The sequence below is a fragment of the Rhizobium sp. KNZ2-6A genome, from assembly GCF_056755475.1.
In genome coordinates, this window is record NZ_JBNDIC010000076.1 from 1 (window position 1) to 22,554 (window position 22,554).

The 22,554-nt window shown below is 57.0% G+C and carries 26 protein-coding genes and 5 pseudogenes; 16 read left to right on the forward strand and 15 right to left on the reverse strand.

Annotation, left to right across the window (positions count from 1 at the left end; genetic code table 11):
* Nucleotides 1-287: 287 nt before the first annotated feature.
* From ACPYOP_RS30505 to ACPYOP_RS30560, 12 genes and pseudogenes are all read right to left on the reverse strand, one after another.
* Nucleotides 288-693: pseudogene (locus ACPYOP_RS30505) on the reverse strand (Tn3 family transposase); the annotation flags it as partial.
* Nucleotides 694-888: 195 nt separating this feature from the next.
* The gene (locus ACPYOP_RS30510; protein WP_481413975.1) at nucleotides 889-1,770 is read right to left on the reverse strand and encodes a hypothetical protein; all 882 of its coding nucleotides are present in this window, start codon (nucleotides 1,768-1,770) and stop codon (nucleotides 889-891) included.
* A gap of 30 nt (nucleotides 1,771-1,800) precedes the next feature.
* Nucleotides 1,801-2,133 (reverse strand): type II toxin-antitoxin system PemK/MazF family toxin, encoded by a 333-nt coding sequence (locus ACPYOP_RS30515; RefSeq protein ID WP_481413976.1) that lies wholly within the window; start codon nucleotides 2,131-2,133, stop codon nucleotides 1,801-1,803.
* The gene (locus ACPYOP_RS30520; protein WP_481413977.1) at nucleotides 2,133-2,390 is read right to left on the reverse strand and encodes an AbrB/MazE/SpoVT family DNA-binding domain-containing protein; all 258 of its coding nucleotides are present in this window, start codon (nucleotides 2,388-2,390) and stop codon (nucleotides 2,133-2,135) included. Before ACPYOP_RS30520 ends, ACPYOP_RS30515 begins: the two co-directional genes overlap by 1 nt.
* 158 nt (nucleotides 2,391-2,548) lie before the next feature.
* Nucleotides 2,549-2,761: pseudogene (locus tag ACPYOP_RS30525) on the reverse strand (integrase core domain-containing protein); the annotation flags it as partial.
* A gap of 459 nt (nucleotides 2,762-3,220) precedes the next feature.
* Complete coding sequence (locus tag ACPYOP_RS30530) at nucleotides 3,221-4,426, reverse strand: DUF3089 domain-containing protein (RefSeq protein WP_481413978.1); 1,206 nt, start codon at nucleotides 4,424-4,426, stop codon at nucleotides 3,221-3,223.
* A gap of 25 nt (nucleotides 4,427-4,451) precedes the next feature.
* On the reverse strand, nucleotides 4,452-5,516 hold the full coding sequence (locus ACPYOP_RS30535; RefSeq protein ID WP_481413979.1) for an EAL domain-containing protein: 1,065 nt from the start codon (nucleotides 5,514-5,516) through the stop codon (nucleotides 4,452-4,454).
* Complete coding sequence (locus ACPYOP_RS30540) at nucleotides 5,516-6,073, reverse strand: hypothetical protein (RefSeq protein WP_481413980.1); 558 nt, start codon at nucleotides 6,071-6,073, stop codon at nucleotides 5,516-5,518. Before ACPYOP_RS30540 ends, ACPYOP_RS30535 begins: the two co-directional genes overlap by 1 nt.
* Nucleotides 6,074-6,509: 436 nt before the next feature.
* Nucleotides 6,510-7,631, reverse strand: a complete 1,122-nt coding sequence (locus ACPYOP_RS30545; RefSeq protein ID WP_481413981.1) for a catalase family protein — start codon at nucleotides 7,629-7,631, stop codon at nucleotides 6,510-6,512.
* A gap of 253 nt (nucleotides 7,632-7,884) precedes the next feature.
* Entirely contained in the window at nucleotides 7,885-8,439 is a 555-nt protein-coding gene (locus ACPYOP_RS30550; RefSeq protein ID WP_481413982.1) for an IS630 family transposase, read from the reverse strand.
* Nucleotides 8,397-8,759 carry a helix-turn-helix domain-containing protein gene (locus ACPYOP_RS30555; RefSeq protein ID WP_481413983.1) on the reverse strand — a complete coding sequence of 121 codons (363 nt, stop codon included), beginning with the start codon at nucleotides 8,757-8,759 and terminating at the stop codon, nucleotides 8,397-8,399. Before ACPYOP_RS30555 ends, ACPYOP_RS30550 begins: the two co-directional genes overlap by 43 nt.
* A 36-nt stretch (nucleotides 8,760-8,795) precedes the next feature.
* Nucleotides 8,796-9,164, reverse strand: a pseudogene (locus tag ACPYOP_RS30560) (IS630 family transposase); the annotation flags it as partial.
* Between the two features lie 801 nt (nucleotides 9,165-9,965).
* On the opposite strand from ACPYOP_RS30560, the gene pqqA reads away from it, so the two are divergent.
* The 5 genes from pqqA to pqqE are packed head-to-tail and all read left to right on the forward strand — an operon-like array spanning nucleotide 9,966 to nucleotide 13,192.
* Complete coding sequence (pqqA, locus tag ACPYOP_RS30565) at nucleotides 9,966-10,061, forward strand: pyrroloquinoline quinone precursor peptide PqqA (RefSeq protein ID WP_481413984.1); 96 nt, start codon at nucleotides 9,966-9,968, stop codon at nucleotides 10,059-10,061.
* Nucleotides 10,062-10,103: 42 nt separating this feature from the next.
* Entirely contained in the window at nucleotides 10,104-11,027 is a 924-nt protein-coding gene (pqqB, locus tag ACPYOP_RS30570; RefSeq protein WP_481413985.1) for a pyrroloquinoline quinone biosynthesis protein PqqB, read from the forward strand.
* Complete coding sequence (gene pqqC / locus ACPYOP_RS30575) at nucleotides 11,011-11,784, forward strand: pyrroloquinoline-quinone synthase PqqC (protein ID WP_481413986.1); 774 nt, start codon at nucleotides 11,011-11,013, stop codon at nucleotides 11,782-11,784. The genes pqqB and pqqC overlap by 17 nt, the downstream gene beginning before the upstream one ends.
* Nucleotides 11,781-12,077 carry a pyrroloquinoline quinone biosynthesis peptide chaperone PqqD gene (gene pqqD, locus ACPYOP_RS30580; protein WP_481413987.1) on the forward strand — a complete coding sequence of 99 codons (297 nt, stop codon included), beginning with the start codon at nucleotides 11,781-11,783 and terminating at the stop codon, nucleotides 12,075-12,077. Before pqqC ends, pqqD begins: the two co-directional genes overlap by 4 nt.
* Nucleotides 12,077-13,192: a pyrroloquinoline quinone biosynthesis protein PqqE gene (gene pqqE / locus ACPYOP_RS30585; protein WP_481413988.1), complete on the forward strand. Its 1,116-nt coding sequence runs from the start codon at nucleotides 12,077-12,079 to the stop codon at nucleotides 13,190-13,192. Before pqqD ends, pqqE begins: the two co-directional genes overlap by 1 nt.
* Before the next feature lie 158 nt (nucleotides 13,193-13,350).
* Here pqqE and ACPYOP_RS30590 read toward each other — a convergent pair whose 3' ends face one another.
* The 3 genes and pseudogenes from ACPYOP_RS30590 to ACPYOP_RS30600 form a co-directional block, all read right to left on the reverse strand.
* Nucleotides 13,351-13,758 (reverse strand): RidA family protein, encoded by a 408-nt coding sequence (locus ACPYOP_RS30590; RefSeq protein WP_481413989.1) that lies wholly within the window; start codon nucleotides 13,756-13,758, stop codon nucleotides 13,351-13,353.
* A 100-nt stretch (nucleotides 13,759-13,858) separates the two neighbouring features.
* Nucleotides 13,859-14,967, reverse strand: a pseudogene (locus ACPYOP_RS30595) (IS3 family transposase).
* Nucleotides 14,968-15,071: 104 nt separating this feature from the next.
* Nucleotides 15,072-15,636: pseudogene (locus ACPYOP_RS30600) on the reverse strand (transposase); the annotation flags it as partial.
* Between the two features lie 457 nt (nucleotides 15,637-16,093).
* Between ACPYOP_RS30600 and ACPYOP_RS30605 the strand changes: the two are divergent.
* From ACPYOP_RS30605 to ACPYOP_RS30655, 11 genes are all read left to right on the forward strand, one after another.
* Entirely contained in the window at nucleotides 16,094-16,381 is a 288-nt protein-coding gene (locus ACPYOP_RS30605) for a hypothetical protein (protein WP_481413990.1), read from the forward strand.
* On the forward strand, nucleotides 16,374-16,550 hold the full coding sequence (locus tag ACPYOP_RS30610; RefSeq protein ID WP_481413991.1) for a hypothetical protein: 177 nt from the start codon (nucleotides 16,374-16,376) through the stop codon (nucleotides 16,548-16,550). The genes ACPYOP_RS30605 and ACPYOP_RS30610 overlap by 8 nt, the downstream gene beginning before the upstream one ends.
* A gap of 219 nt (nucleotides 16,551-16,769) precedes the next feature.
* The gene (locus ACPYOP_RS30615) at nucleotides 16,770-17,117 is read left to right on the forward strand and encodes a hypothetical protein (protein WP_481413992.1); all 348 of its coding nucleotides are present in this window, start codon (nucleotides 16,770-16,772) and stop codon (nucleotides 17,115-17,117) included.
* A gap of 10 nt (nucleotides 17,118-17,127) precedes the next feature.
* Nucleotides 17,128-17,454 carry a hypothetical protein gene (locus tag ACPYOP_RS30620; protein ID WP_481413993.1) on the forward strand — a complete coding sequence of 109 codons (327 nt, stop codon included), beginning with the start codon at nucleotides 17,128-17,130 and terminating at the stop codon, nucleotides 17,452-17,454.
* 323 nt (nucleotides 17,455-17,777) lie between these two features.
* The gene (locus ACPYOP_RS30625; RefSeq protein WP_481414000.1) at nucleotides 17,778-18,062 is read left to right on the forward strand and encodes an ArsR/SmtB family transcription factor; all 285 of its coding nucleotides are present in this window, start codon (nucleotides 17,778-17,780) and stop codon (nucleotides 18,060-18,062) included.
* 303 nt (nucleotides 18,063-18,365) lie between these two features.
* Nucleotides 18,366-18,656, forward strand: coding sequence for a hypothetical protein (locus tag ACPYOP_RS30630; RefSeq protein WP_481413994.1), 291 nt, complete (start codon nucleotides 18,366-18,368; stop codon nucleotides 18,654-18,656).
* Between the two features lie 260 nt (nucleotides 18,657-18,916).
* The gene (locus ACPYOP_RS30635; protein WP_481413995.1) at nucleotides 18,917-19,618 is read left to right on the forward strand and encodes an invasion associated locus B family protein; all 702 of its coding nucleotides are present in this window, start codon (nucleotides 18,917-18,919) and stop codon (nucleotides 19,616-19,618) included.
* A gap of 105 nt (nucleotides 19,619-19,723) precedes the next feature.
* On the forward strand, nucleotides 19,724-19,858 hold the full coding sequence (locus ACPYOP_RS30640; protein WP_481413996.1) for a hypothetical protein: 135 nt from the start codon (nucleotides 19,724-19,726) through the stop codon (nucleotides 19,856-19,858).
* A gap of 180 nt (nucleotides 19,859-20,038) precedes the next feature.
* Entirely contained in the window at nucleotides 20,039-20,950 is a 912-nt protein-coding gene (locus ACPYOP_RS30645; RefSeq protein WP_481413997.1) for a filamentous hemagglutinin N-terminal domain-containing protein, read from the forward strand.
* Nucleotides 20,893-21,786 carry a hypothetical protein gene (locus tag ACPYOP_RS30650; protein WP_481413998.1) on the forward strand — a complete coding sequence of 298 codons (894 nt, stop codon included), beginning with the start codon at nucleotides 20,893-20,895 and terminating at the stop codon, nucleotides 21,784-21,786. Before ACPYOP_RS30645 ends, ACPYOP_RS30650 begins: the two co-directional genes overlap by 58 nt.
* A gap of 20 nt (nucleotides 21,787-21,806) precedes the next feature.
* A partial coding sequence (locus ACPYOP_RS30655) for a hypothetical protein (protein ID WP_481413999.1) occupies nucleotides 21,807-22,554 on the forward strand: 748 nt, incomplete at its 3' end.

The window sequence follows — 22,554 nt, forward strand, 5'->3', positions numbered from 1 at the left end:
GCATCGTTTTGCGCCGCGCAGCGAAAAGCATATGGATCGCGTCTTCAATGAAGCCGAGAACGCCGCTCTTAAGGCGGTCCAGCCGGATTCATGATCCTGGTTATGACCAGTCGTGGCATCATTCTGATACATCGAATGATACTGGCTCGCCGCGAACGGGTGTGACAACTATCAATTGGAAGCTGTGCACGAGACGCGCTCAATGGACCATTGGCTAAAAGCCGATGGTTTGAAGAAGGGGTAGATTGAAAGTGCGTGTAAAAAGTTCACAGTGGCAGTTCGAAGGGTCACGGTTTTGGCACGAGCGGAGCGGGCTGATCGTCCATGTCGAGTTCATATTTTCCGAAGCGGCGAATATGCTTGCGGGTGTAGGGGGGCTGAAGGCGGCGGCGAGCTCCGGCGTGACCTGATGTCCGTGGTGGCCTTGGAGGCAAGGGCCTCTGTCAAGTCGGCGACATTTGAAAGCATGATGGCGTTGGCGACCAGGCTGGCATATTTGATCTGCTTTTCCTGCTCGACCGGCTCGCCGCTCTTGATGACGGGGCCGTCGAAGGTGATCCAATCGAGGAAATCGTTGAGGGATTCGATTTTCTTGGTTTCGGCGCGAATTGTGCGCCGGATCCCGGGATTGGCGATATAGCGCAGCAAAAACAGCGTGTGCTCGACCCAGCCGAGTTCGCGGAAGGCTTGATAAGGAACACGTTCGATGACGCCAGCGTATCGACGGTAACCCCACTGCCATCAAGGTCGAGAAGCCTCGCCCTTGGCTCCACCGGCTCCGCCGCCGGTCGCACTAACGGCGCGCAATCATCGGGAACTTGGCTCAGATTATCTCGGGCTGGCAGGGGCAAGGAAATGAAGGCTTCCTGGCCCTCTCATCAGGTTGCTTCACAATTTTAGTTTTGGAGTGGTGTCGCCGCCACCATTCAGGGTTTGTTGGACCGACTTCACCAGAGCTGCTCTGTGCGCAAAGATCCGTTTGGCGTCCACAAGCTCGAAATTTACGAAGTCGGCTCGGGCGCTGCCAGTGAATTTCACCATTAGAAACGCCGTACACTTTTCGTCGTTGACAATGGTTTCTGTCGGTGCGTAACCACCATATCCCACGATTGTCGTCCATTTTTCGGCAATGGCAGCGCAGGGTTGTAACGCAGTGAAAATGCTTTTGTTGTTCTTATACTCTGGATTGACCTGAGGTTCATACGGATTCAAAGTAGAAGGATATTTGAAGTGGCCGCCGCTACCAAAAGCGTATAGGGCGTATTCTAATGTGCTACCTGTTCTTCTAACGAAGCTTGGAGGGCCATATTTTTCATTGATTTGATTGAGGAATGCTTGAGGAGAGATATTTTCATTCTGTCTAAATTTAATTTTTCTTGTGACGGCCAAGGCTCTGTCGTCGAAAAGGTGGGTACTGAGGTAAACATCCACGACTTCCGCATGATCTTCTTTGGTGAAAACAAAGGGATCACGATCGTAGGCGCCTGTTCTTAGGACGTCGACATAATCAATGTTATACTGGGCGCCTTTCGATGATGAAATGACACCGCTTCGGCGCTGCTCCACGGCATCCTCGCCATCGATTTCCTTCAGCTTCGTCCTTATTTCATCGACGGTTTGTCCCGGCTGAATACCAAGGATGTCAAAACTGATATTTTTCGGAGCGTTGGCGCCGGGCGGATCCTTGTTGATCACGGGCAATTCGGCCGTCACACCGCTTCCCATTGATACGAAAAAGGCGATCGTTGTCAGTATTTTCATGTTTTTCATGAAGTATCCTGTCATCCTTCTACGATAGGTCTATTCAAGGATTGTTGAAAATTTTGCCAACACCTCATCCATGATTGCGACCGGTACGGTTTCCAGTTTGCGGCCGCGTCGGGAGGCGATATCCAGAGCGCGGGGCTGATCACAGCGAACAACGCCCGTCGTTTGTGTTCCCACTCCCATGAGCGAGACGGTGAAGCCGGCAGTGCGGGCAAAGTTGCCGCCGCTTGTGACAGGCAGAACCACAAGGGTTTTCGTCAGTCTATTGAACGCGCCCGGCGATACGACGAGGACCGAGCGCGTTCCCTGTTGCTCGTGGCCGGACGTCGGGTCGAGCGAGACGAGATAAATGTCGCCACGCTCCATCACAGCAGCTCGCTGCCGATCGGCTTCGCATCGAGCCATTCGCGGTCTTCGGCGGTCAGCTCAGCCGAGGGATCACATTGGGCCAGAAGTTCATCGAGGGTGTAACGCGGCCGCGCGGCCGGCTCGACCACGAGGCGGCCATTGTCCACGGCCAAGCCGACCTTGGCCCCGGCCGTGAGATGCAGAACATCAAGCAGCGCCGGAGGAACGGCCAGCATGATCGAGCCGCCGACCCTGCGCAGATTGGTTGTGTGCATATACGTCTCCATCAGTTATACTGAAATATAACTTTGTGGTCGCTTTGCTCAAAGGAGATCGAGAAAACGTGTAAAGCCGATCACAAGGGTGATTGCTTATACCGATCTGGATAGGCCTAGGTAATCCTCCCATTCTTAACGGGGCTCTGCGGTAGAATTCACGCGGCCATTTTCAGGTCTGTGCGGGCGTTATGCCGTTGATGCCGATATTGAGCGTTCATTGTTGAAGATCCATAGCCACTGTGTGGCGAAATCCGGCACCTCCGCTCGATGCTTTCAATAATGTATTGGTCGAGCCATTCATGTCGAATGGTGCGATTGTATCGCTCGATATATACATTCTATTGCAGCTTTCCTGGCTGGATGTGCTCAAATGCCGATACTCGCTATCATCATGCATGGCATGATGCATTGTATGATGCTGACAGTAGCGCCATCCTAAAGCCTCCATTCGCCGGTCTCGATCAAAATCGGCTGATTCTGCCCTGAGATATCGCATCATTGGAAAGTGGGCTGTTCGTTGCGCTCACACTCTGATCGCATGTTTGCGGTGATATCCTGTAATCGCAACGAACTCATCTACGATCCTTTGCTTATCCGCCCGACAGCTCGATCGATATCGCTCGATGATTGCCCCAACCAGTTCCGTCCGTGTCGCTACGCTGATCCGCCGTGCCATCCATCCCCCAAGCCGGGACCGCGAACCATGACCATCCCAACCGGAGCATCAACACTATCGGTAACATTTTGCTTGAGGCAATGCGGGGTCAATTCCTCGATTCGCTTGACAGGGGTGTTGATCGCATGTCCAGGCGACTCATGTCCTTCCGCTATGGAAGCTTCCGGGATTTTTGCCAACTCGCCACCTGGCTGGCTGCGATCTTAACTAGATTGCCAATGGTCAATTCCATGTCGGCGTCGTGGATGCCCCAGTTCGACAATAGCATCGGACCCACGTAGACGTGGCCGGGTACGTATCGCTCACGTACATCTTTGCGCCGATTCGCCCTGATGAAGCTCACCGCCAGATAACCTGCGCCGTCCGCGCGAGTAACACATCGCGCCTTAAGAAAGTCTGGAAGCTCGACCAACGGTGTCTCTATCGAAAGCCCCTTCGTCCATTCGATGACATTCCGACTATCCTCAACATCCCTATTCGCGTCGAAATAGGGAATCAATCGGCCGGCATCGCCTGAAAGCATAGCAGGGTTCGAGCAATTGTTCGTCGTGCCGGAGATGCTGCTCATGCCGAAAGCCTTGCTCCATGAAGGGGGAGGCGCATCTTCAAGAAAACTTGAGAACGATATGAAGCAGCCAATCTCCGATCCGGCCGTGCATGCCTTCAAGGCCCTGAATTCATTTTGTTTCGGATCCATCGCCGACGTGGCGATCACTACCCCTGCGAGATGCGCGGAAACCAATCTCTGCTGGATTGGTTTGTCGTCTATCTCAGCCTTGATCAAATCCCTGAGGATGAACGATCCCTGGCTGTGGCCTATGAGAATCACACCTCGGCCGTTATTCTCATGGGCCAGATAGTATTTCCACGCGGCGAGGACGTCTTCGTAGGCCGTCTTGTACTGCAGAGATGAAGCCATCACCGCATTCGGATCGAACTCCCTGAGATTGGTGGCATAAGCGGCCATCGTCTTCAATGTGACCTGTCTGTACATCGGCGCAAACAAACGGCACGCATTGGCGTAGCGGGCAAACTGTGTGCGCACCCGGCCGAATTGGGGGCTTTCCTGAGTCAGATCACTGATATCGGAGTCTTGCATGGATACGGTGGGATAAACATAGAAGCAGTCTACAGGCTTGTCCGACAACGGTCGAAGAAAGGCTTCTATCTTCCCTCCTCCCTCCGGTGCAATCACCGTGGCGTTTATATCGATCGCACAGGCATCGAATCTGCCGGGTTTGCACAACCAACTGCTCTCGGATGAATAATCGGGAGGCTCTTGCATTCCCGCCGCCGCAGTGAATGCGGGCGTAAAGACACTGAGGGATAGTACGAGTAAAAGCTGAGTGATGTTCATTCGATTCTTCTCGCGAGACGCCGCGCTAGAGTGTCCCAGGCTTTCCGAAGAAGTATCCTTGAAACCCATCCGCGCCGACATGCAGGGCCCGTTGAAAGTCGCGCTCGGTCTCGACGCCTTCGATGACGACTTTCTTCCCTAGGAAGCGGGCTTTCAGCATAAGATCGCGAAGGACATCCTCGTCCTCAGCGTCTGAAAGTCTCAGAAACGAGCCGTCGATCTTGACAATGTCGACACAGGATTGCTGCGTGAACGCGACGGCGCTGTAGCCTGCTCCAAAATCATCGAGAGCTACTCGGACACCAGTTGCTCTCATGGCGGCAACAAAAGCGCTGCTCTGCTCGACCCCGGGCGGCATCGCGGTTTCAGTAATCTCGATCACTAGCCGCTTTGCGATATCTCGATTGAATAGAAGCTCAGACAGTAGCGAACTCCACCAGAGATCGTTGGTCGCAGAGAGCGCGGAAATATTGCATCCGAGAACATCCATTGGACGACGGAGCAGTTCGGTCACGACCTTGCTCACGATCTCACGATCAAAAGCCCGCGTCAGCCTAAGCCGCTCCATGGCGGTTATATAATCGGCGGGCATTAAAAGCCGCCCATCATCATCCGCAAGACGAAGCAGGCATTCCCGATAAAGAATTCTTGCGGGTTCAGTCGCATCCGTCACAATCTGCTCGACCAACAGCAACCGACCGCCTGCAATCGCGGAGTAAGCTGCCGCAAGCTCCCGCATGTCCGACCTGTATCCGGCGGAATCGAATCCCTTCGCGAACTCAGCCAAATCCTGGGTTTTTTCTATCCCGCAATAGAGACCGACAACGATCCGATCTCCGCCAACCTGGATTGGCCTAATCGAAACCGCATGCATTGCCGTTTCCACCCAATCCCATAGATCGCGCCCGCTTGCGGCTGGCCGAAGTGAAACGCCCCATGGCTGCAGCAGAACATCCCAATTCTCCGGCACAAGCACCGCTTCGAAGCGAGACCAAACTTCATGGAGCACCCATCCCGCAACGCCCTCAGAATATGCGATCTCTATATTACGCAAATTCTCGATGACGATTTCGATTTCTGTCGACCGCATCAGACAATACCTCGCACTGCCCAGCCCATGACACAACCGACAACGACCGCCGCGAGCGCCGCTCCGCCAGCAGTGAAATTACCTGCGAAGATGAAGCCCATGCACGCGCCACTCATGGCTGCGGCAGAAAGAGCCAATACGGGTGCAGCCACACCTTCGGTTTCACTGGAGTTACCGCAGTTGGCGCTTTCCCGAGCGTCCGATTGCCGTATATCGCAAATGCGAGGAATGGTTGTCCCACGGACAGCCCAGCAAGGCTGCGCGCGAGATGCATCGAGCTTTTCCGATGGGTTCCTCGTCCGCTCATTTTCCACTTCGATCGACACGACGGTGCTCGCTGTATATTTCTTGGACGCAAGAGGGATTTTTTCAGGTGTTTGACCCTGATCGACCTGCCGCCAATAGCCTGCTGGCGGGCGAGCTATAGCATAGGCGTCGCAGACCTCGGCCAACCTGCGGGCATTGACGCCAAAGCATTCCGCAATATTCTGAAGAGGATAAGCCCAGATCAGCCTGTAAAGCTCCTCCCGACTGAACTTCATCATCACTCTTGTCATTCGATATCCTAAGACTGACTATTGGTTGGCCCGCGCGCATAGTAATGTTGGATAACATTACTTGTTTGCAGCGTTTCGTCTGCTATCAATTGATAGTTTGCATATCGGTCCAGGCGTACGCCGCAACGAGAACCTGTGAAGGCCCAGATCTTCGAGCGTGCGAGCCTATCATCGCTGAGACACCGCAGACGAAAACCGCGCCGGCGATGTTGAAGAACCAGTTGAACGTGAGTCTCAGGCCTGCGTTTGAGCCTTTCCGCTCATTTTCGGCCTATGTCGTCAGTCCGGTCAAACTAGAGCGGCTCACTCCGCAACGAAACGTTCAGTGATAGAAGCTTCCAAACGTCGGTAAAGGTAAAGCCAGAGCGTCATCAACACACCACAGATTATCGGCTGCACTCTCTTCGAAGGAGCCAACGCAGCTCAGGGCACCCAACTATACATCAAAGATCTCGGCCAACGAACGCGGCTCGACTCTGGCCTGTCGGTTCAGCTTATGTCGCAAAATGGAAATGCGGCGATAGACTTCCTTACGAGTTCTCTGGATATTCCCAAGCGGTTTATGCGCATCACGCGTGCGCCATGGAGAGAATGAAAGGGGGTCCATTCGTTTTAAATTATCTTCACCTGAAATATCTTGGGAGGGTAACCGTAGCTTGGCAACTGTAACCGGCGGCGATAGCGCTTCCGACCACTCGACCGTAACATCTTCGACAGGCATTTTAGCAAGATCAACGCAGAGCTGGACCTGCACATCGAATTCAAACGACTGCTTACTTAACGCCTCCACCAAAGCGGGACGGAATACTTCCGAGGCTGACGTCAGGTCAAGCTTCTGATGTGCCAAGCTGGCAATACTATCGCTGGTTGGCCGAAACAATACCTTGGCGATATAGTCACCGTGCCGAACGGCACCCATTGTCCAATACGTGGACTGCAGCAAATTTACCGGCGAGCTACTGGCGACACGCAAGAATGCCAGCAACTCGTCCCAAGCCCACTGGTCCTCTGGAAGGGTACCTTTGCCAGTCAAGAATTCTCGCATAAATTGATGGATGCCGGCTTTTCCCCTCTCAATGTATTTGGGAGCATTGATGAAAAGGCCTTGTATGAACAGATAGTGTTCGACAGTATTGCAGAAGAAAATCGGTGCATTGATATTAGCGTAATCAAACGTTTCAGTATCAGGCTCGTCTTCCAGGAGCGTTTTTCCCGGAATCTTGAAGATCTTCACTGCCATGCCCGTCGCACTACCGAGGCCGATATCCGCACCGGTATGTGGTGAGCCGTTTGAAAAGCGAATAGCAGCCTCATGCTTTCCGGGTCGCGCATAAATACCCTGCGCGTAGGCGGAGGGCAGTCCGGAAAGAATTTCAAACTCCGCCTTCACCAGCCCATAGCCCTTCGCGTGTGCATCACGCACGGCCTGTCCATGGCCGTCGGCTTTGACTGAGCCACTTACATACGCCTCGGCGCCCGCTACGATGGTCGCAAGGCTCTTTTCGAAGTTCCGATCAATCGCCTCAACATCTGGGGAGTATTTGACAAATGAAATCACTTTTATTGCTCCGAATATAGGGGGATATAAAGTGCCCGGCGATAAATTAAGGTTCGGCAGAACCGCCGCTTTGATCCAAGCAATCGATCGAGAATGCGTCAGTTTCCATCGGCTTCTTATCTCTTCGTTATTTAGTCGAGTACTATCATTCGGTATCAATCAGCCTCTTGACCTATTGATCGAGACTCCATTTCGCGTGGGTATTCTTGGAGAATTGGCATCTTGACAAATGGGTAATATGGCTTCTCACTGATCAGAACCCATTCGTCCATTTCCCGCGTCCAATGGACATGATGCGCCAGGGTTGGTTTTCGAGCTTTCGCCAGGCATCGCAGCAATGATCGACGATGTCGTCGTGGGATTTGAAAATTCGGTTTGAGAGCCAGTTGTCGCGCATGAAGTGCCAGAGATTTTCGACCGGGTTGAGCTCCGATGACTTCGGCGGCAATGGCAGGATGGTGATGTTGCCGGGGACGACGAGATTGTTGGACATGTGCCAGCCTGCCTGATCCATGATGAGGATGGCGTGCGCGCCATCCTCGACGTGACGGCCGATTTCGGCCAGATGTTGGGTCATTGCATAGGTGTCGCACCATGGCATGACCAACGCCGCCGCCTTGCCGAGCTTCGGGCAGATTGCACCGAAGATGTAGGCCGACCTTGTGCGCTGATCGTGCGGTGCTGAAGGCCGCGTTCCGCGTCTGGCCCAACGGCGCGTGATCTTGTTCTTCTGTCCGATTCGGGCCTCATCCTGAAACCAGATTTCTATGCGTTTTCCTCGGGCTGCTCCAGTGGCAATCTCTGCCACTGCGGTGGGGAAGCTTTTTTAAAATCCTCGATGGCTTGAGGGTCTTGAGCGTGATGTTTGGGCCGGGCAGCCAGCTTGCGATAGCCCATGGCCCGTACTTCACGGCTCTGCGTTTGCTCGCTCACTGAAACGCGAAACTCTTCCCAAAGCCATTGCGCCAGATTGCACAGACGCCAGCGAACAACGCCGTCGAGATAGGGTGCCGGCCCACGCTCGATGGCCTGCGCCAGGGCCGCACGCTGCTGATCGTTCAATCGCGACTGCTGACCGGGAGCCTTGCCATTGATCAGCCCTTGGGGCCTGCGTTCGTTAAAGCGCATGACCCAGTCCCGAACAATCTACAGGGTCGCATTGCCGAGGCGGGCGGCATCGGAACGCGAGCCTCCATCGTAGATCTGCCGCCGCTTCAGGATGTCAGGTCGGCTTTGCCGCGAGCATGCGCACTCTTTTTTTGCGCGTGATGTTGTGCCGCTTGAAGAAACGCTGGATCGTCCCGAAGCCGAAGAAGAGACCCCGATCCGCCAGATATGCATCGATCCGACCCGAGCGACGATCGCCACCAAGAGCCTTGGGCTGGGCGTCGCCCTGTTCTCGCTTACGACCGCGCCAGCGGCTGATATTGGCAGTGCTCACACCAAAACGTTCCGCTGGAGCTCGGTGCGACAGGCTTGCGCGACCGCGGCCAAAACCCGAACCCGCAAATCCGTCGATAAGGCCTTCGACATGGTCCGCCGCCTCCACACGGCGCACGTCTATGAATCAGGCCAAAGCTGACTTACATAGCCCAAACGATTCAATCAGATCCGGTTCCGTTCTAAAGAACGATGCGCTTTGTTCCGATAAAATCGGTCGAGTAGCAGTCGAACGTCATGCTGCACCGTTCGCGGGCCTTACCCGTCAAGCAACGAACGATGCTCCTGCATTCGATCCGTGCACATCTCGCTGAGTTCGGAACTTCGACTGGAACCGGGATCAGTCAGAGGATCCGGGTGGTCCGAGAACTCGAACGTGGCGAGTGCACCGAATTCCCTGGCCTAGCCCGGTGCGTGCTCAAAGCACTTGCCCGGTAGGTCTGCGACCTCACTCAGAGACTTCAAACGATCGAAAAGTGGAGTGAAGTCCGGATGCACTTCTCCTGAAATCGCGAAATCGCTGCGCTAAAGCTATAGCTGAACGACGCTGTTGCTGGCCGATGTCGTCGTGCGCGCGGTATCCGTCGCGACGTCGAGGCGGTGCAAGCTGCATTGACGTTGCCATGGAGTACCAGACCGTTGAAAGCAAGATCACAAGCTCGTCAAACAATCCATGTATGGGAGACCTGGGACGGATCTCCTGCGCTTGCGTATCATCGGCACCTGAATTGCACCGAAATTGGGGAAGGGCCTACTATTGGGGGGAATTCTCGCGGCATTGACAGGCGACTGCCCATAGAATATGTTCGCTGCCTTCGTACTGCTTCAATATATTTGCGTTATGTTCGCTCGTCTACGACGTCGACATCCAACTGAATAAGGAAGTGAGTTATTATGCCTTGGCATGCACCAAAGTTCATCGAAGTTAGTTGCGGAATGGAAATCAATCGTTACGCACCGGCAGACGGTGGCGAGCCGATCCTGTTCTAGGATCTGCTAAGCAAATTCCCCATAATTCCCTGAGGTCCGCGTGTGACAGAAATATCTGGCTTTCGCGTGCTTGTGCTTGGCGCGGCTGCGGGCGGTGGGCTGCCGCAATGGAATTGTGGCTGCGTCAATTGTCGCCTTGCCCGGGATCCGGCGTCCTCAATTAGGCCGCAGTCGCAATCATCATTGGCCGTTAGCGTCGACGGCAATAACTGGGCGATCCTCAACGCATCGCCAGACATCCGCCAGCAGATCATCAATAACCCCTCGCTTCATCCAAAAGAATTGCGCCACAGCCCGATTAAAAGTGCCGTGTTAACCAACGGCGATATCGATCATCTTGCCGGCCTTTTGGCCTTGCGTGAAAAGCAAAAACTGGATGTCTTCGTGACTGCCGCGGTCGGCGAAATCATTGACAGAAATCCGATATTCGGGGCACTTGATCCGGCCTTCGTATCAAGACATGCCATGGCCCTTGAAATGCCCTTTGAACTATTACTCGGGCTACAGGTCCGACTGTTCTCTGTTCCGGGAAAAGTTCCGCTTTTCATGGAGAATGGCGCGCCGGAACTCTTGTTGGAAGGCGAGCAGACGGTCGGTGTCGAGCTGTTGGCGAATAATTCACGCGTCTATTACATCCCAGGCTGCGCCCATATCGATGAAACTCTTAGTGCTCGAATCGATGGCGCCGATGCCCTGTTTTTCGATGGCACGGTATTTACCGACGACGAGATGATCACGACGCGGACCGGCCGGAAGACCGGAAAACGAATGGGGCACATCGCGATCGATGGCCACGATGGAAGCCTTGCCCTCCTGAGTGAGGTAAATGTCGGCGAGAAGATCTACGTTCATATTAACAACACCAATCCGATCTGGCGCGCTGGCCCCGAGCGCGACATGGTGGAACGAAACGGATTCGAGATCGGATATGACGGCATGGAGATCCGCTTTGGCACACGCGCTTGACCGGGATGCGTTTAAGGCTCGTCTGATGGCGATCGGCAATGATCGATATCATGACAAGCATCGGTTTCATAAAATGCTCCATGGTGGCGGTTGCAGTATTACGCAAGTCCGCGCATGGGTGATCAACCGCTTCTATTACCAAAGCCGTATCCCAATGAAGGATGCCGCCTTCATGTCGCGCATGGAAGATGCGGACATGCGTCGCGCCTGGCGGTTGCGTATCGAGGATCATGACGGCGGCGTCGATGAGGGCGGCGGTATCCGGCGTTGGCTTGTGCTCGCCGAGGCTGTCGGCCTCGATCCGGATTATGTCTCGACAGCACGGGGTGTTTTGCCAGCAACACGTTTTGCCGTCGACGCCTATGTGCATTTCGTCCGTGATAGGCCGATGCTGGAGGCGGTCGCGTCGTCATTGACCGAGCTGTTCGCGCCGAAAATCCATGCCCAACGTATCGCTGGCTTGCTTCAACACTATGCTTTTGCCGATGAAAAGGCACTGACATATTTCCGACAGCGATTGAACGAGGCGCCGAGAGACGTAGCCTTCGGCCTTGCCTATGTTCTCGATCATGCAGACACGCTTGAGAAGCAGAATGCCGCGACGGCAGCCCTCATTTTCAAGACGGACGTTCTGTGGGCCCAGCTTGAAGCGCTGTATTCAGCCTACGTGGCTCCCGGTGATATCCCGCCGGGCGGATGGGACGGGCATGAAGGCGTCTTGGTTGATGGACGGTTTTCCCGGATGGATGAGCGATGACAGAGGGAATTTCCTCGACGATAACCGGCGCGACGATCGCTCGGCTGGCGCATGGGGTGCGACTGCACCATGATTCAGTTCGTGGCAAAACCGTGCTGCTGGCGCCCGAACGGGCGCTGGCGCTGGACGATATCGCTATGAAGATCGTTGAGGCACTGGACGGAATTCGGTCTCTCGATCAGATCGCCGATGATTTCGCCACCGAATTTCAGGCACCGCGACCGCAGATCGCCAGAGACTTATTTGCGTTCGCACAGCAGCTTGCAAACCGCCGCATGCTGGAGATCATCTGATGCGGCCACACGATGAGGTAGCTCGGCAGTCGATCGCACATCTGCCACCCAACGTGCCGCCTCCGATGGCAATGCTTGCTGAATTGACGCACCGCTGTCCACTCGCCTGCCCCTATTGCTCCAATCCGTTGCAACTGACCGACGCCCAGGAAGAGCTTTCTACTGACGAATGGATTCGGGTATTTCAGGAGGCGGCGACGATGGGAGTGCTCCATTTGCATCTGTCTGGTGGGGAGCCGGCGTCACGCCGAGATCTTACCGAGCTGACCCAAGCAGCAATGACCGCCGGCCTCTATACGAACCTGATTACCTCCGGCGTTGGATTAACCGAAAAAAGGGTGGCCGAGCTGGCCGATGCCGGGCTCGATCATGTGCAGTTGTCGATCCAGGGAACGTCTCCCGCCAGTGCCGACAGCGTCGGCGGTTATAAGGGCGGATATGAGCGCAAGTTGGCTGTCGCAGCCTGGGTGAGGGCAAGCAGTATCCCGCTGACCATCAATGCCGTCTGTCACAAGAAAAACATGGAACAGCTCGACGCCATGCTAGATCTCGCCGTGAAACTCGGTGCACGGCGGATCGAGATTGCCACCGTTCAGTTTCACGGTTGGGCGGAGAAGAATCGCGGTGCGTTGATGCCGACGCGTGAGCAGGTCCTGCGTGCGAATGCAATCGTGACTGAGGCCCGCAGACGGCTTGAGGGCATTCTCGTCATCGACTATGTTCCCGCCGACTACCATTCCTCCTATCCCAAAGCCTGCATGGGCGGATGGGGGCGTATCGGCTTAAATGTCACGCCGTCTGGGCGCGTGCTGCCTTGCCATGCGGCAGAGACCATTCCGACACTTGAATTTGAGAGCGTCCGGGACCGCGCCTTGTCGGATATCTGGTATCATGGCCCGGCGTTCAATGCCTATCGTGGCGACAACTGGATGCCCGAGCTATGCCGAAGCTGCGAGCGAAAGATGATCGACTTCGGCGGTTGCCGCTGCCAGGCAATGGCGTTGACGGGCGATCCCAATGCCACCGATCCGGTCTGCATTCGCTCGCCGCTGCGTAAGGAGGTCAGCAATTGTGCAACCACAACTCCTGGGGGATTCACTTACCGCGGACGCTAGTACGCCGCCGATAGTGGCGGTATGATCCTCGCCAAACCGTTAGCGAAGGGCTCTGTTGATCGACTGACAGGCATCCATACATGCAAAAATTGGGGTGATGGTCGAAGGATATTGGAGATGCTATAGCCTGCGCAACGTATTGTCATGCAGTTCTTAAATCATGCAACGGCGGCTATTGCGTCGATCTCCACTCTAATATTTGGATCGAAAAGGCTCGCGACTCCGAGTAATGCGCTCGCGGGCGGGCGGGAAAGGTCAATGTGGCGATCGCGAACCGCTCGAACTATGGGCAAATCATCTGTGATGAGGTCACACATATAGATCGTGATGCGCACGACATTGGAAAAATCACCGCCTGCCGCTTTCAGGGTTTGCTTGATATTCTCGAAAGTCTGTTCAAGCTGATCTTCCAGGGTCGGCCCTGCGAAGGAACCGTCCGCGCGCACAGGCACATGACCCGACAGGAAAAGGAGCTTACCACCTTCTACCAGTGTTGCGAGGGAGATGTTTGGAATATTGATCGCCACTGGATTGATAGCGGTGAGTTTTACGGCCTCATTACGCATATTTGCTTCCCATTATAGTTGTGGGTTGGGTAAGTTCAGTGAGGTGGCTCGGTTTGTCTGAACAGTTCCGGGCGTTTCGCTAAGTGGATTTCCACCTTGATTATGCCGCCACCATCATTGGCGTCAGCGCGTTGAAGTAAGCCTGATCCGGCGTCTGCCGGTCAAGGAATGAATGTGGGCGTTGGTATTATACGAGGTCAGATCGACCGCCAGAGACGCTCGATGAAGACGTTGTCGCGCCCATGCGCCCTTGCCATCCATAGAGATTTCAATCCCGGCCTTCTTGAGTACCGAGGTGAAGTCGACGGAGGTGAACTGGGCTCCCTGGTCGGTATTGAATTCTCTGCCTGCCATATCGGCAAAGAGCTTCCTCGACCGCCTCGCTATAGAAGGCCGCCTCCATCGTTGCCGACACCCGCCATGATAGAGCCCGGCGACTGAACCAATCGACGACGGCGCAGAGATAGACGAAGCCCCGCGCCATGGGGACGTAGCTTATATCCATTGCCCAGACCTGCTTGGATCTGGTGACCGCCAGCTTACTGAGCAGATACGGATAGACTTTGTGACCAGATGCCGGTTTAGACGTGTTGGGACGACGGTAACTAGCCTTAATGCCCATCTTCTTCATCAGCGTCGCGACGTGAAGCCGCCCTGTCTGAAGCCCTTTCGCCTTCAAAAGCCCCTGCAACATCCGGCTTCCGGCAAACGGGTAATCGAGATGCAGTTCGTCGATCCTCGAGCGAATGCGAAGCATTCGTCCGTGCCGCATCAAGGTCAGATCGCCGTCTGACACAGGACGCGGCGAATAATAGAGGCTACCACGCCTGAAGCCGAGAAGCTTCACCTGGCGCGCGACCGACAGCTTGTGCTCGCGGTTGATCATTTCTTTCCGCTCAGCAATCTGGCTTTGCCGAGCGCACCGGATAAAAAATTATTCTCTAACGTCAGCTTCCCAATCTTGGCGTGCAGGGTTTTGACATCAACGGTCAGAGCCGCCGGTTCCGCTTTGGCGTCATCGCCGAAAACGCCTGTCGCCCCCTCAACGAGCTGGTCTTTCCACTGCTTGATCTGATTGGCGTGCACGTCGAACTGCTGGGATAATTCCACCAGCATCTGTTCACCTCCGATGGTGGCAAGCGCCACCTTGAAAGCCGGGCTATGGTTCCGGAGCGGTCGTCTCGTCACGATATTTCCTGTTCCCGGCATCTAAGCCGAAGTCAGGCAGAAATTCCACATATTCGGAGTGTCCAAATTCCCGGGCCAGCTCAAAGCGGAATTTGAAATTCTTTCCAGATTTCCTCTGCTTATGCACCCACCACATAGCCCTTTGCAGCCTGTTTGAGCGCCATTTCGGTGTCGCCCACGCCACAGACACTGTCCGCGCTCCCGATCATCCGTCCAGGTTTTCGGCAGATAGAGCGCCCCGTTGATGAAAACGTGGCCATGCCGAGAGACATGAGAAGCGAAGACACCAATCTGGCAATTGGTGATCTTGCCCGCCAATCCAGTATATTGGTGGCCCGATCCACACGATGCCTTGCCCTGCTTGAGAAAGGCAGTTTCGCTGATCACCAACACTGCATGATCATCGATCAGCGTTTCCAGCGCATGGTCTCGGACAACATCGCGCAGATCATCGGCACCCCAAAGTCCGCGACCCAGGATCGCCTGTTGCCGCCGTGGGCCGGGATCATCGGCCGCTTCCGCACGTATCCAACCCATTTTGCGCCGCTCATCTCCGAGAAGTTCGTCAAGAAATAGAGCAGCCGAGTTCGACACCCGTTCCTGCGTGAACAATGGCCGTATCCGACCCTTCACACCCCACAACGAAGACGCCCAAAGTTTAAGCTTCGCCTCTATCGATAGTCCCGCCATCCGAGCTTCCAAACCATGAAGACCCATAGATTCAGATGCTGGAGAAATAGGCAACTTCAATGCTAGTTCCCGGCTGCATATCCGGTGAACAAGTTTGGATAAAATCGAAAAGACATCATGTCTACTATTACCATTTGATAGTCTCTTTTCTTGAGCGAGTAGCTGAACATCGCCATCTTGTTCCTCAATTCGAAGAAGAAAGGGGCCAAGGCAATACCGCCAGCAATACGAGCAATGTCGGTGGTTGTCCGACGATGACCAAGCCTCGGACGCACCGAAAGCCGGCCTTGCCCGAATGCGCGAGATGCTCGAGGTCGAGTTAGCCGTTCCGCCGAGGATTACGAGCATTTTACGCGGCCTCAATCGCCGGGAACGAAGCTGGATGCAGCCAGTCAGCCGAATAAGCTGGGGATAAGCAAGGCTCAAATAGCCGAGATCGCAACAAGAGGGATCATGGATGCGCAAGGGCAACAATATCAAGCTACCCGATAGGGACACGTTGAAGCGGCATATCGAGGATGGCATGGACAGGTACGAAATTGCCGCCCTTTATCGATGCGAGCCGCTCACCGTTCGAAAGGTCCTCACGGAGGCGGGGTTGATCGAGGCAAGGCCCAGGATGCAAATTCGCGACGATCGTGTCGTCGTCACCCGTGTTAGTTCGGCCAGCGGCAAGGGACGCCGCTCGTTGACACACATCTCCCTGTCGCGCAACAGCATGCAAGAAGGAGACGTCGATGAGTGATATGGGACCGGGCGTGAGTGAGAGAGATCCTGGTGGCGCCGGCTGGAGAGAACTTTCGCCGTTAGCGCCGGAGCAGTGGAAAGTTACGCTGGACGATCTGGCCCTGATTACACGGGGCGAAGAGCAGGAGATACCTTGGCGGCGTGTCCGCATCCTGCTCGATTATTAACTGGCGGAGATTCGTCATCCGGTAATTGCCCTGGACAGCCACCGCGCTCGATCTGACCGCCGCCGGATTGCGGCTCATGGGCTGATAGGAGCATGGATTGGCAAACGCCTACGGGCAGGTACAGCGGGTTGAGATTATCCGCTGCGAGTAGAGACTGTTGACAGAGCCAGGCGCCAGTGCGGATAGGGCATGTGGAAATAAGACGAACGGATGAGATCGATGTTCAGAAGCAAGGCAAAACTTCCCGACGAACAGGTGCTCAAACGGCACCTGGAGGATGGCATGGACCAGCAGGCGATTGCGGCGCGCTACGGCTGCCACCCCGGAACCGTCATCGATGCGCTGAACAAGGCCGGACTGATCGTGCGGAGAAAGAAGAGGCTGCCGCCCGGCGCACCGCAAGGTGCTGCGTCGCATCAGAAACGTGCGACCGGCGTCGAGATCCGCGAGGATCGCGTCGTGCTTACCCGCAAAGTCTACGATGTCGTCAGCGGCGGCATGGGCATCCGCCGGATCTCCATGCCGCGAAACAGCATGTATGAAGCCGCACTCGCAAAACAGCAGTAGGAACGGCGCGATGATCACCGACGCGGATCTCAACAGGCTTGGAGCCGCACTCGAAATGGCCGACCTGCTTCGCGCCGTCGACGAGATCGATAGGATTCGCCGCGGTCTGGGCGATCGGTATCATATCCGGCCGCCGCAGATCCGCGAGGATCTGCTGAAGCTTCACATCCTTGCCAACCGGTTGATCTATGCCCGCGCCAAGGGCGAGGCGCGGGAATTCATCAATCTGGCCATGGCGCTGGATGACCAGGTCTTCGGTCTCATGGAATCACTGGAATTCGTGCGCAACACCCTCTCCAGAATCACCGAAGCCTGTCCAGAGAGCCCGAACGAATAGAGAGCTTGGCCAAGTTGATTGCCTTTTTGAAGATTTGCGGTTTTGTTTGCCGTTGAGACAGCCATGTTACGTCTTGTGCGCCCACCGCCAAAGACCTTTGGCCCTTGCCCATTCCCCGGACCTGGTCGGCAGAACCAATTGGAGGAGCATCGCCGGGTTTTCCGCAAACAGCTTCCAATTGATAGTTGTCGCAGCCGTTCGCGGCGAGCCAGTATCATTCCCCAACTGGTCGTAGCCGGGATCATGCATCCGGCTCGACCGTCACATGGGAGGAGAAGCCGCGCTTGCCTGATCTTGTTCCCGATAAACTCGAACGAGATGCGATGGTGCTTGGTGCCATGGCAAACTCGAAGCGACTGCAAATGTTGTCGCTGCTCGTCGCGAAGGAATTGAGCGTCGGCGAACTGGCAAGAGCGGTCGGGCTCAGTCAATCGGCCGTGTCCCAGCACCTTGGCAAGCTGCGCGCCATGAGATTGGTCGTAACACGCAAGGAGGCACAAACCGTTTACTATTCCTGCCTCTCCGACGAGGTTGGCCGGATTCTCTCGGCCCTGCACTTCCGGCTGGAAAAAGGCCCTGCGCCGCAAAGCGGGGCAGGGCCAAGGTGAGCGGAACGACACCGCCCGCATCCGATACCACATGGGCAGTCGACATGCGTCACGTCGTCGACACCGCAACGGTTGGACTGGAGATTATAGTCAATCCGACACTATAACCTTACAGGCGGTGATCGCGTTTTAGCAATGGCTGATCGAACCTTGTTGCCGCTGGACAGTCGATTTCGCGCCTGGCTCTCGTTAATGGCGACGAGACGAATAGTACCGAATGGGAGTGGTCCCGATCTGTCGGGAACTGATAGTTGCAGGCCTGGATCTCGACGCCAGCAAACCAGCCTGATGGGGGCTAGCCTGATGAAGAACCGGACCACACCCTACACCACCCTGTCGCTGGAACAGAAATTTCTGGCCAACCAGATCGATGAGCGGCTGGCGCGGTTGCGGACGGGGCAGCCGCCATCCCGGGCAGACGTCGAACGCATGAAAGCTCTTGTCATGCCCGCAATCGACCTGTTGATGGATATCACGGATGCATCGGATCTGGACGTACTGTTTGACCATCATCCGCTCATATGGTCATTTATGGGCCTTGCAGGCCTGGCCGGATCCTTCGATGATGGTCTTGTCTATTCTGTCCGGCATTGACAGCCCTCATGCGGCTGCTGTCGGAACGGCCATGTTGCGGAATTGACACGCTCGCCTGAAACTGACGCGTATTAGCTGGCCCTCATACTACTTTTTCACGAAGAGATGAGAACTCTGCTATATAGCGCCTTAGCCGAAAGACGGTCGCCCCCGCGTATTGGTACCGCGTATTGGGTGCTGTTTCATGAATTTGATGATCGATCGACGGGTGGGCTTTCCCGCCCGGATACATCTATCCATCCGTTTTCAGGAAGGTTTGCATGACGTTTTCGACACAGCTTGCGACATATGCCATCAGGCCTCTCGCATCTTTCATTCTCGTTTCATCGGCGCTCTACGCCTCGTCTGGTCTTGCCCAGCAGCAGCCGGCCCAGCAGCAGTCGGCAGCTCCCGCCAATGCGGACACCCAGAAGCCGGCGGCGGCGGCAATAGCCGACCTGTCGTCACCGCCGCAGCTGGTGCGCATGCAAAAATTTGACGACTGGTACTATCGCTGCTTCGAGAGCAAGATCGCCGATGGCTCACCAGTGACGAATTGCGAGGTGACCACGGGCATCACCGTCAGGCAAGGCAACCAGGACGTGAACGTTCTGACGCTGGCGATCGCCAAGGCGCCGGCCGCACCCGCAAACCCGAGCCAGAAGGCAGCGAAACAGCCGACCTCACAGCCGATACGCGATCTCGTGCTGACGGCGGGCGTGCCGCTCAATATGTCGCTGCCTGATGGCCTGAACATCGACGCCGGCGACCAACCGGTCCTGCAGCTTGCCTACAGCTATTGCAACCAGGCCGGCTGCTGGTCGCAGCAGAAGCTAGACGCCAAGATGGTCGCGGCGCTGACCAAGGCGACAGAAGGCGTCGGCCGTGCCCAGATCAACAATGGCCAGCAGATCAACATCAAGTTCTCGCTGAAGGGATTATCGGCGGCGCTCGATGCGCTGCAGAAGACCGCTTCCAACTGACCGGACGGGCGCATTTATGACGTCAGCCCGGCGATCCGCTGCCGCTCGATACGGTCTCGATCTGGCCGCCTGCGTTTTGCTGGGGGCAAGATCGAGATCGACGCCTTGCGCAATCGCAACCAGGTGCTGACCGACCTCGCCCACTCGAGAAAGTGCCCGGCACTGAAGTCGCAGCTCGGTGACCTCTACAAGAAGCTTGACGGCGGCGTGAAGACGACACCGGCCAAGAGAGACGGCTGACGTGGCGGTCGTCTTCCGCCCTGCTGATACGGGACTGGCGGTTTCATGGTGATCTATATTTTACCCCACCACTACCAAATGCTGGTTGCGGCGGTGACGGCCAGGGATGAGCGTGCGGGGCCGGTATGACGGGGCCGAAGACAGGGATGGCGCCACGGGGATGACAGGGCGGGGTTGGGAATGAGAGATAGCGGGAAGGCGGCCAGACCCGCGAGGTCTTCGAGATCGCCGGCATCCGCGCCTCGGTCGCTTGTCGCGCACCTTGCCCGTCTCGTACACAAAGCGCTCGCCATCACCCTCAGTGGCCTTTTGTTCCTGCAACCGGCCATCGCCAATGCACAGTCTGTCTCGGCCGCGGGATCGGCGCCAGGGGCCAACCGGCCGGGCGTGGGAGTTGCGGCGAACGAGAAGAACATTCCACTCGTCGATATCGTCACGCCGAACGCCAGCGGCCTGTCACATAACAAGTACGACCAGTACAATGTCGGCACGCAGGGCCTCATTCTCAACAACTTCAAGGGAGAGGTCGGCACCTCCAAACTCGGCGGCGCCACCCCCGGCAATCCCAACCTGGGGACATCAGGCCCGGCCAGGGTGATCCTCAACGAGGTCATCTCAGGCAATCGCTCGGCGCTCAATGGCCAGACCGAGGTGTTCGGCGACAGGGCCGATGTGATCGTGGCGAACCCAAATGGAATCACGTGCGCGGGCTGCGGCTTCATCAACACGCCGCGCGCGACGCTGACCACGGGTACCCCCGATATCGGCGCCGACGGAAGGCTCACCGGCTTCACCGTCCGGGACGGCGATGTCACCTTCGAGGGCAAGGACGCCAACTTTGCCGCCGGTCCCGGCGCCGTCGATCTGTTCGACGTCGTTGCCCGCGATATCCATGTCAATGCAAAGGTCTACGGCAGGACCGTGCGACTGACGGGCGGCGCTAGCCGGTATCATTATGACAGCGGCGATGCCGAGGCGCTCACCGACATTGCCGGCACGCCGGAATATGCGATCGACGTTCGGCGCTCGGTGCCATGCAGGCCGACCGCATCAAGGTCGTCGTCACCGAGAAGGGCGCCGGCGTCAGGATGAACGCCGCCATGGCGGCCAATTCCGGCGAGTTCACGCTGTCGGCCGATGGCAGGATCGAGGTCGGCGAGGTGACGGGCCGCGATGGCGTGACCATCGCCTCGAAGAGCCATGTGAAGGCGGCCAAGGTGGCGTCGAGCCGGCATGTGACGGTCAAGGCCGATCATGGCGTCACGCTGGCCTCGGCGTCGGCCGGCGGCGATGTCATGCTGGAGAGCGGCGACGGCCTTCTCAGCGTGCAGGGCGAGATCAACGGCGCCCAGAGCGTTCGAGTCACGTCCGGCGGCGACCAGGCGAACGGCTCCGGCACGGTGACGCTTGCGACCATATCGGGCGACATCGCCATTGCCGGTAAGGCCGACAGCCGCGGCGCGCTGGTTGTGTCGGCCGCCTCCGGCGCGATCTCGGCGGGGGGATCGCTGGTGAGCGGCGGTGGGCTCACGCTGATCGCCGGTCTCGATACGACGATCGCGGGCTCGGTGGAGGCGCGGGGCGATATCGGCCTCAACGGCCGGTCGATCACCACCGGCAAGCTGGTCTCGGGCGGAGCCCTGACGGGGACGGCACGCGGCGCGCTGAGGTCGGGCGTCATCCAGTCGAGCGGCGATCTCACGCTTTCGGCGGCATCGCTTGGCGCTGAGAACATCACCGCGCATGGGGGGATGATCGTAACCGCCGCAAGCGGTCGCGTCGATGTATCCGGTCAGATCCTCGGCGCCGGCGACGTGCTGATCTCCGGTTCCGCCCTTCAGGCCGACGCCATCGTCTCCGGTGTCGATTTGGCGGCGACCGAGGCGGCGATCGTCGTATCGAGACCGGCAATCGCGCTGGCAGTCTGACGCTGCGATCCTCTGGGTCCTTGACGGCGAACACGCTGGGTTCGGCCGGGGTGATGTCGGCGACGGCCGCCGATCTGATCCTCGGCAAGGTCGAGGGTCGTGGCGATGTCACGCTGTCGGGCACAAACAGTCTGACGGCCAATACAGCACTCGCGAAGGGGACGCTGACGGCAAGCGCCTCCGACGTGACGCTCGGCGATGTCACCGGTTACCGGGATATCACGCTGTCAGGCACCAACAGGCTGACGACGACCGGGCAGGTGCTCGGCGCCGGCAACGTCTCGCTGTCGGGCGGCACGGTCTCGGCCAACCAGCTCGTCTCCGGCGTCGATCTGGCGGCGACCGAAGCCAGCGGCGGCCATGTCACGCTCGGCGGTAGCGGCGGCAATCTGACGCTGCGGGCGTCACGGACCCTCTCGGTCCATGCCGCGCTTGCGGCCGGGACGATCACGGCGACCTCAGCCGATCTCAATCTCGGCGCTGTCACCGGGCATGGCGATGTCACGCTCACAGGCACCAACAGCCTGACGGCGACGGGCAGGGTTCTCGGCGCCCGCGATATTCGGATCTCGGGCGGATCGGTCGCCACCGGCCTGATCGCCTCCGGGGTGGATTTCGCGGGGACGCTGACGAACCCCACGGACGACATCGTCACGGGGCCGGCCGGCGATCTCACCATCAATGCCGTCAGCGCCGCCAATGGCGGTCGCGGCGGTATAGTCGCGGGACCATTGCTCGTCGCCGGCACGCTCAGCGTGACAGGCGGCT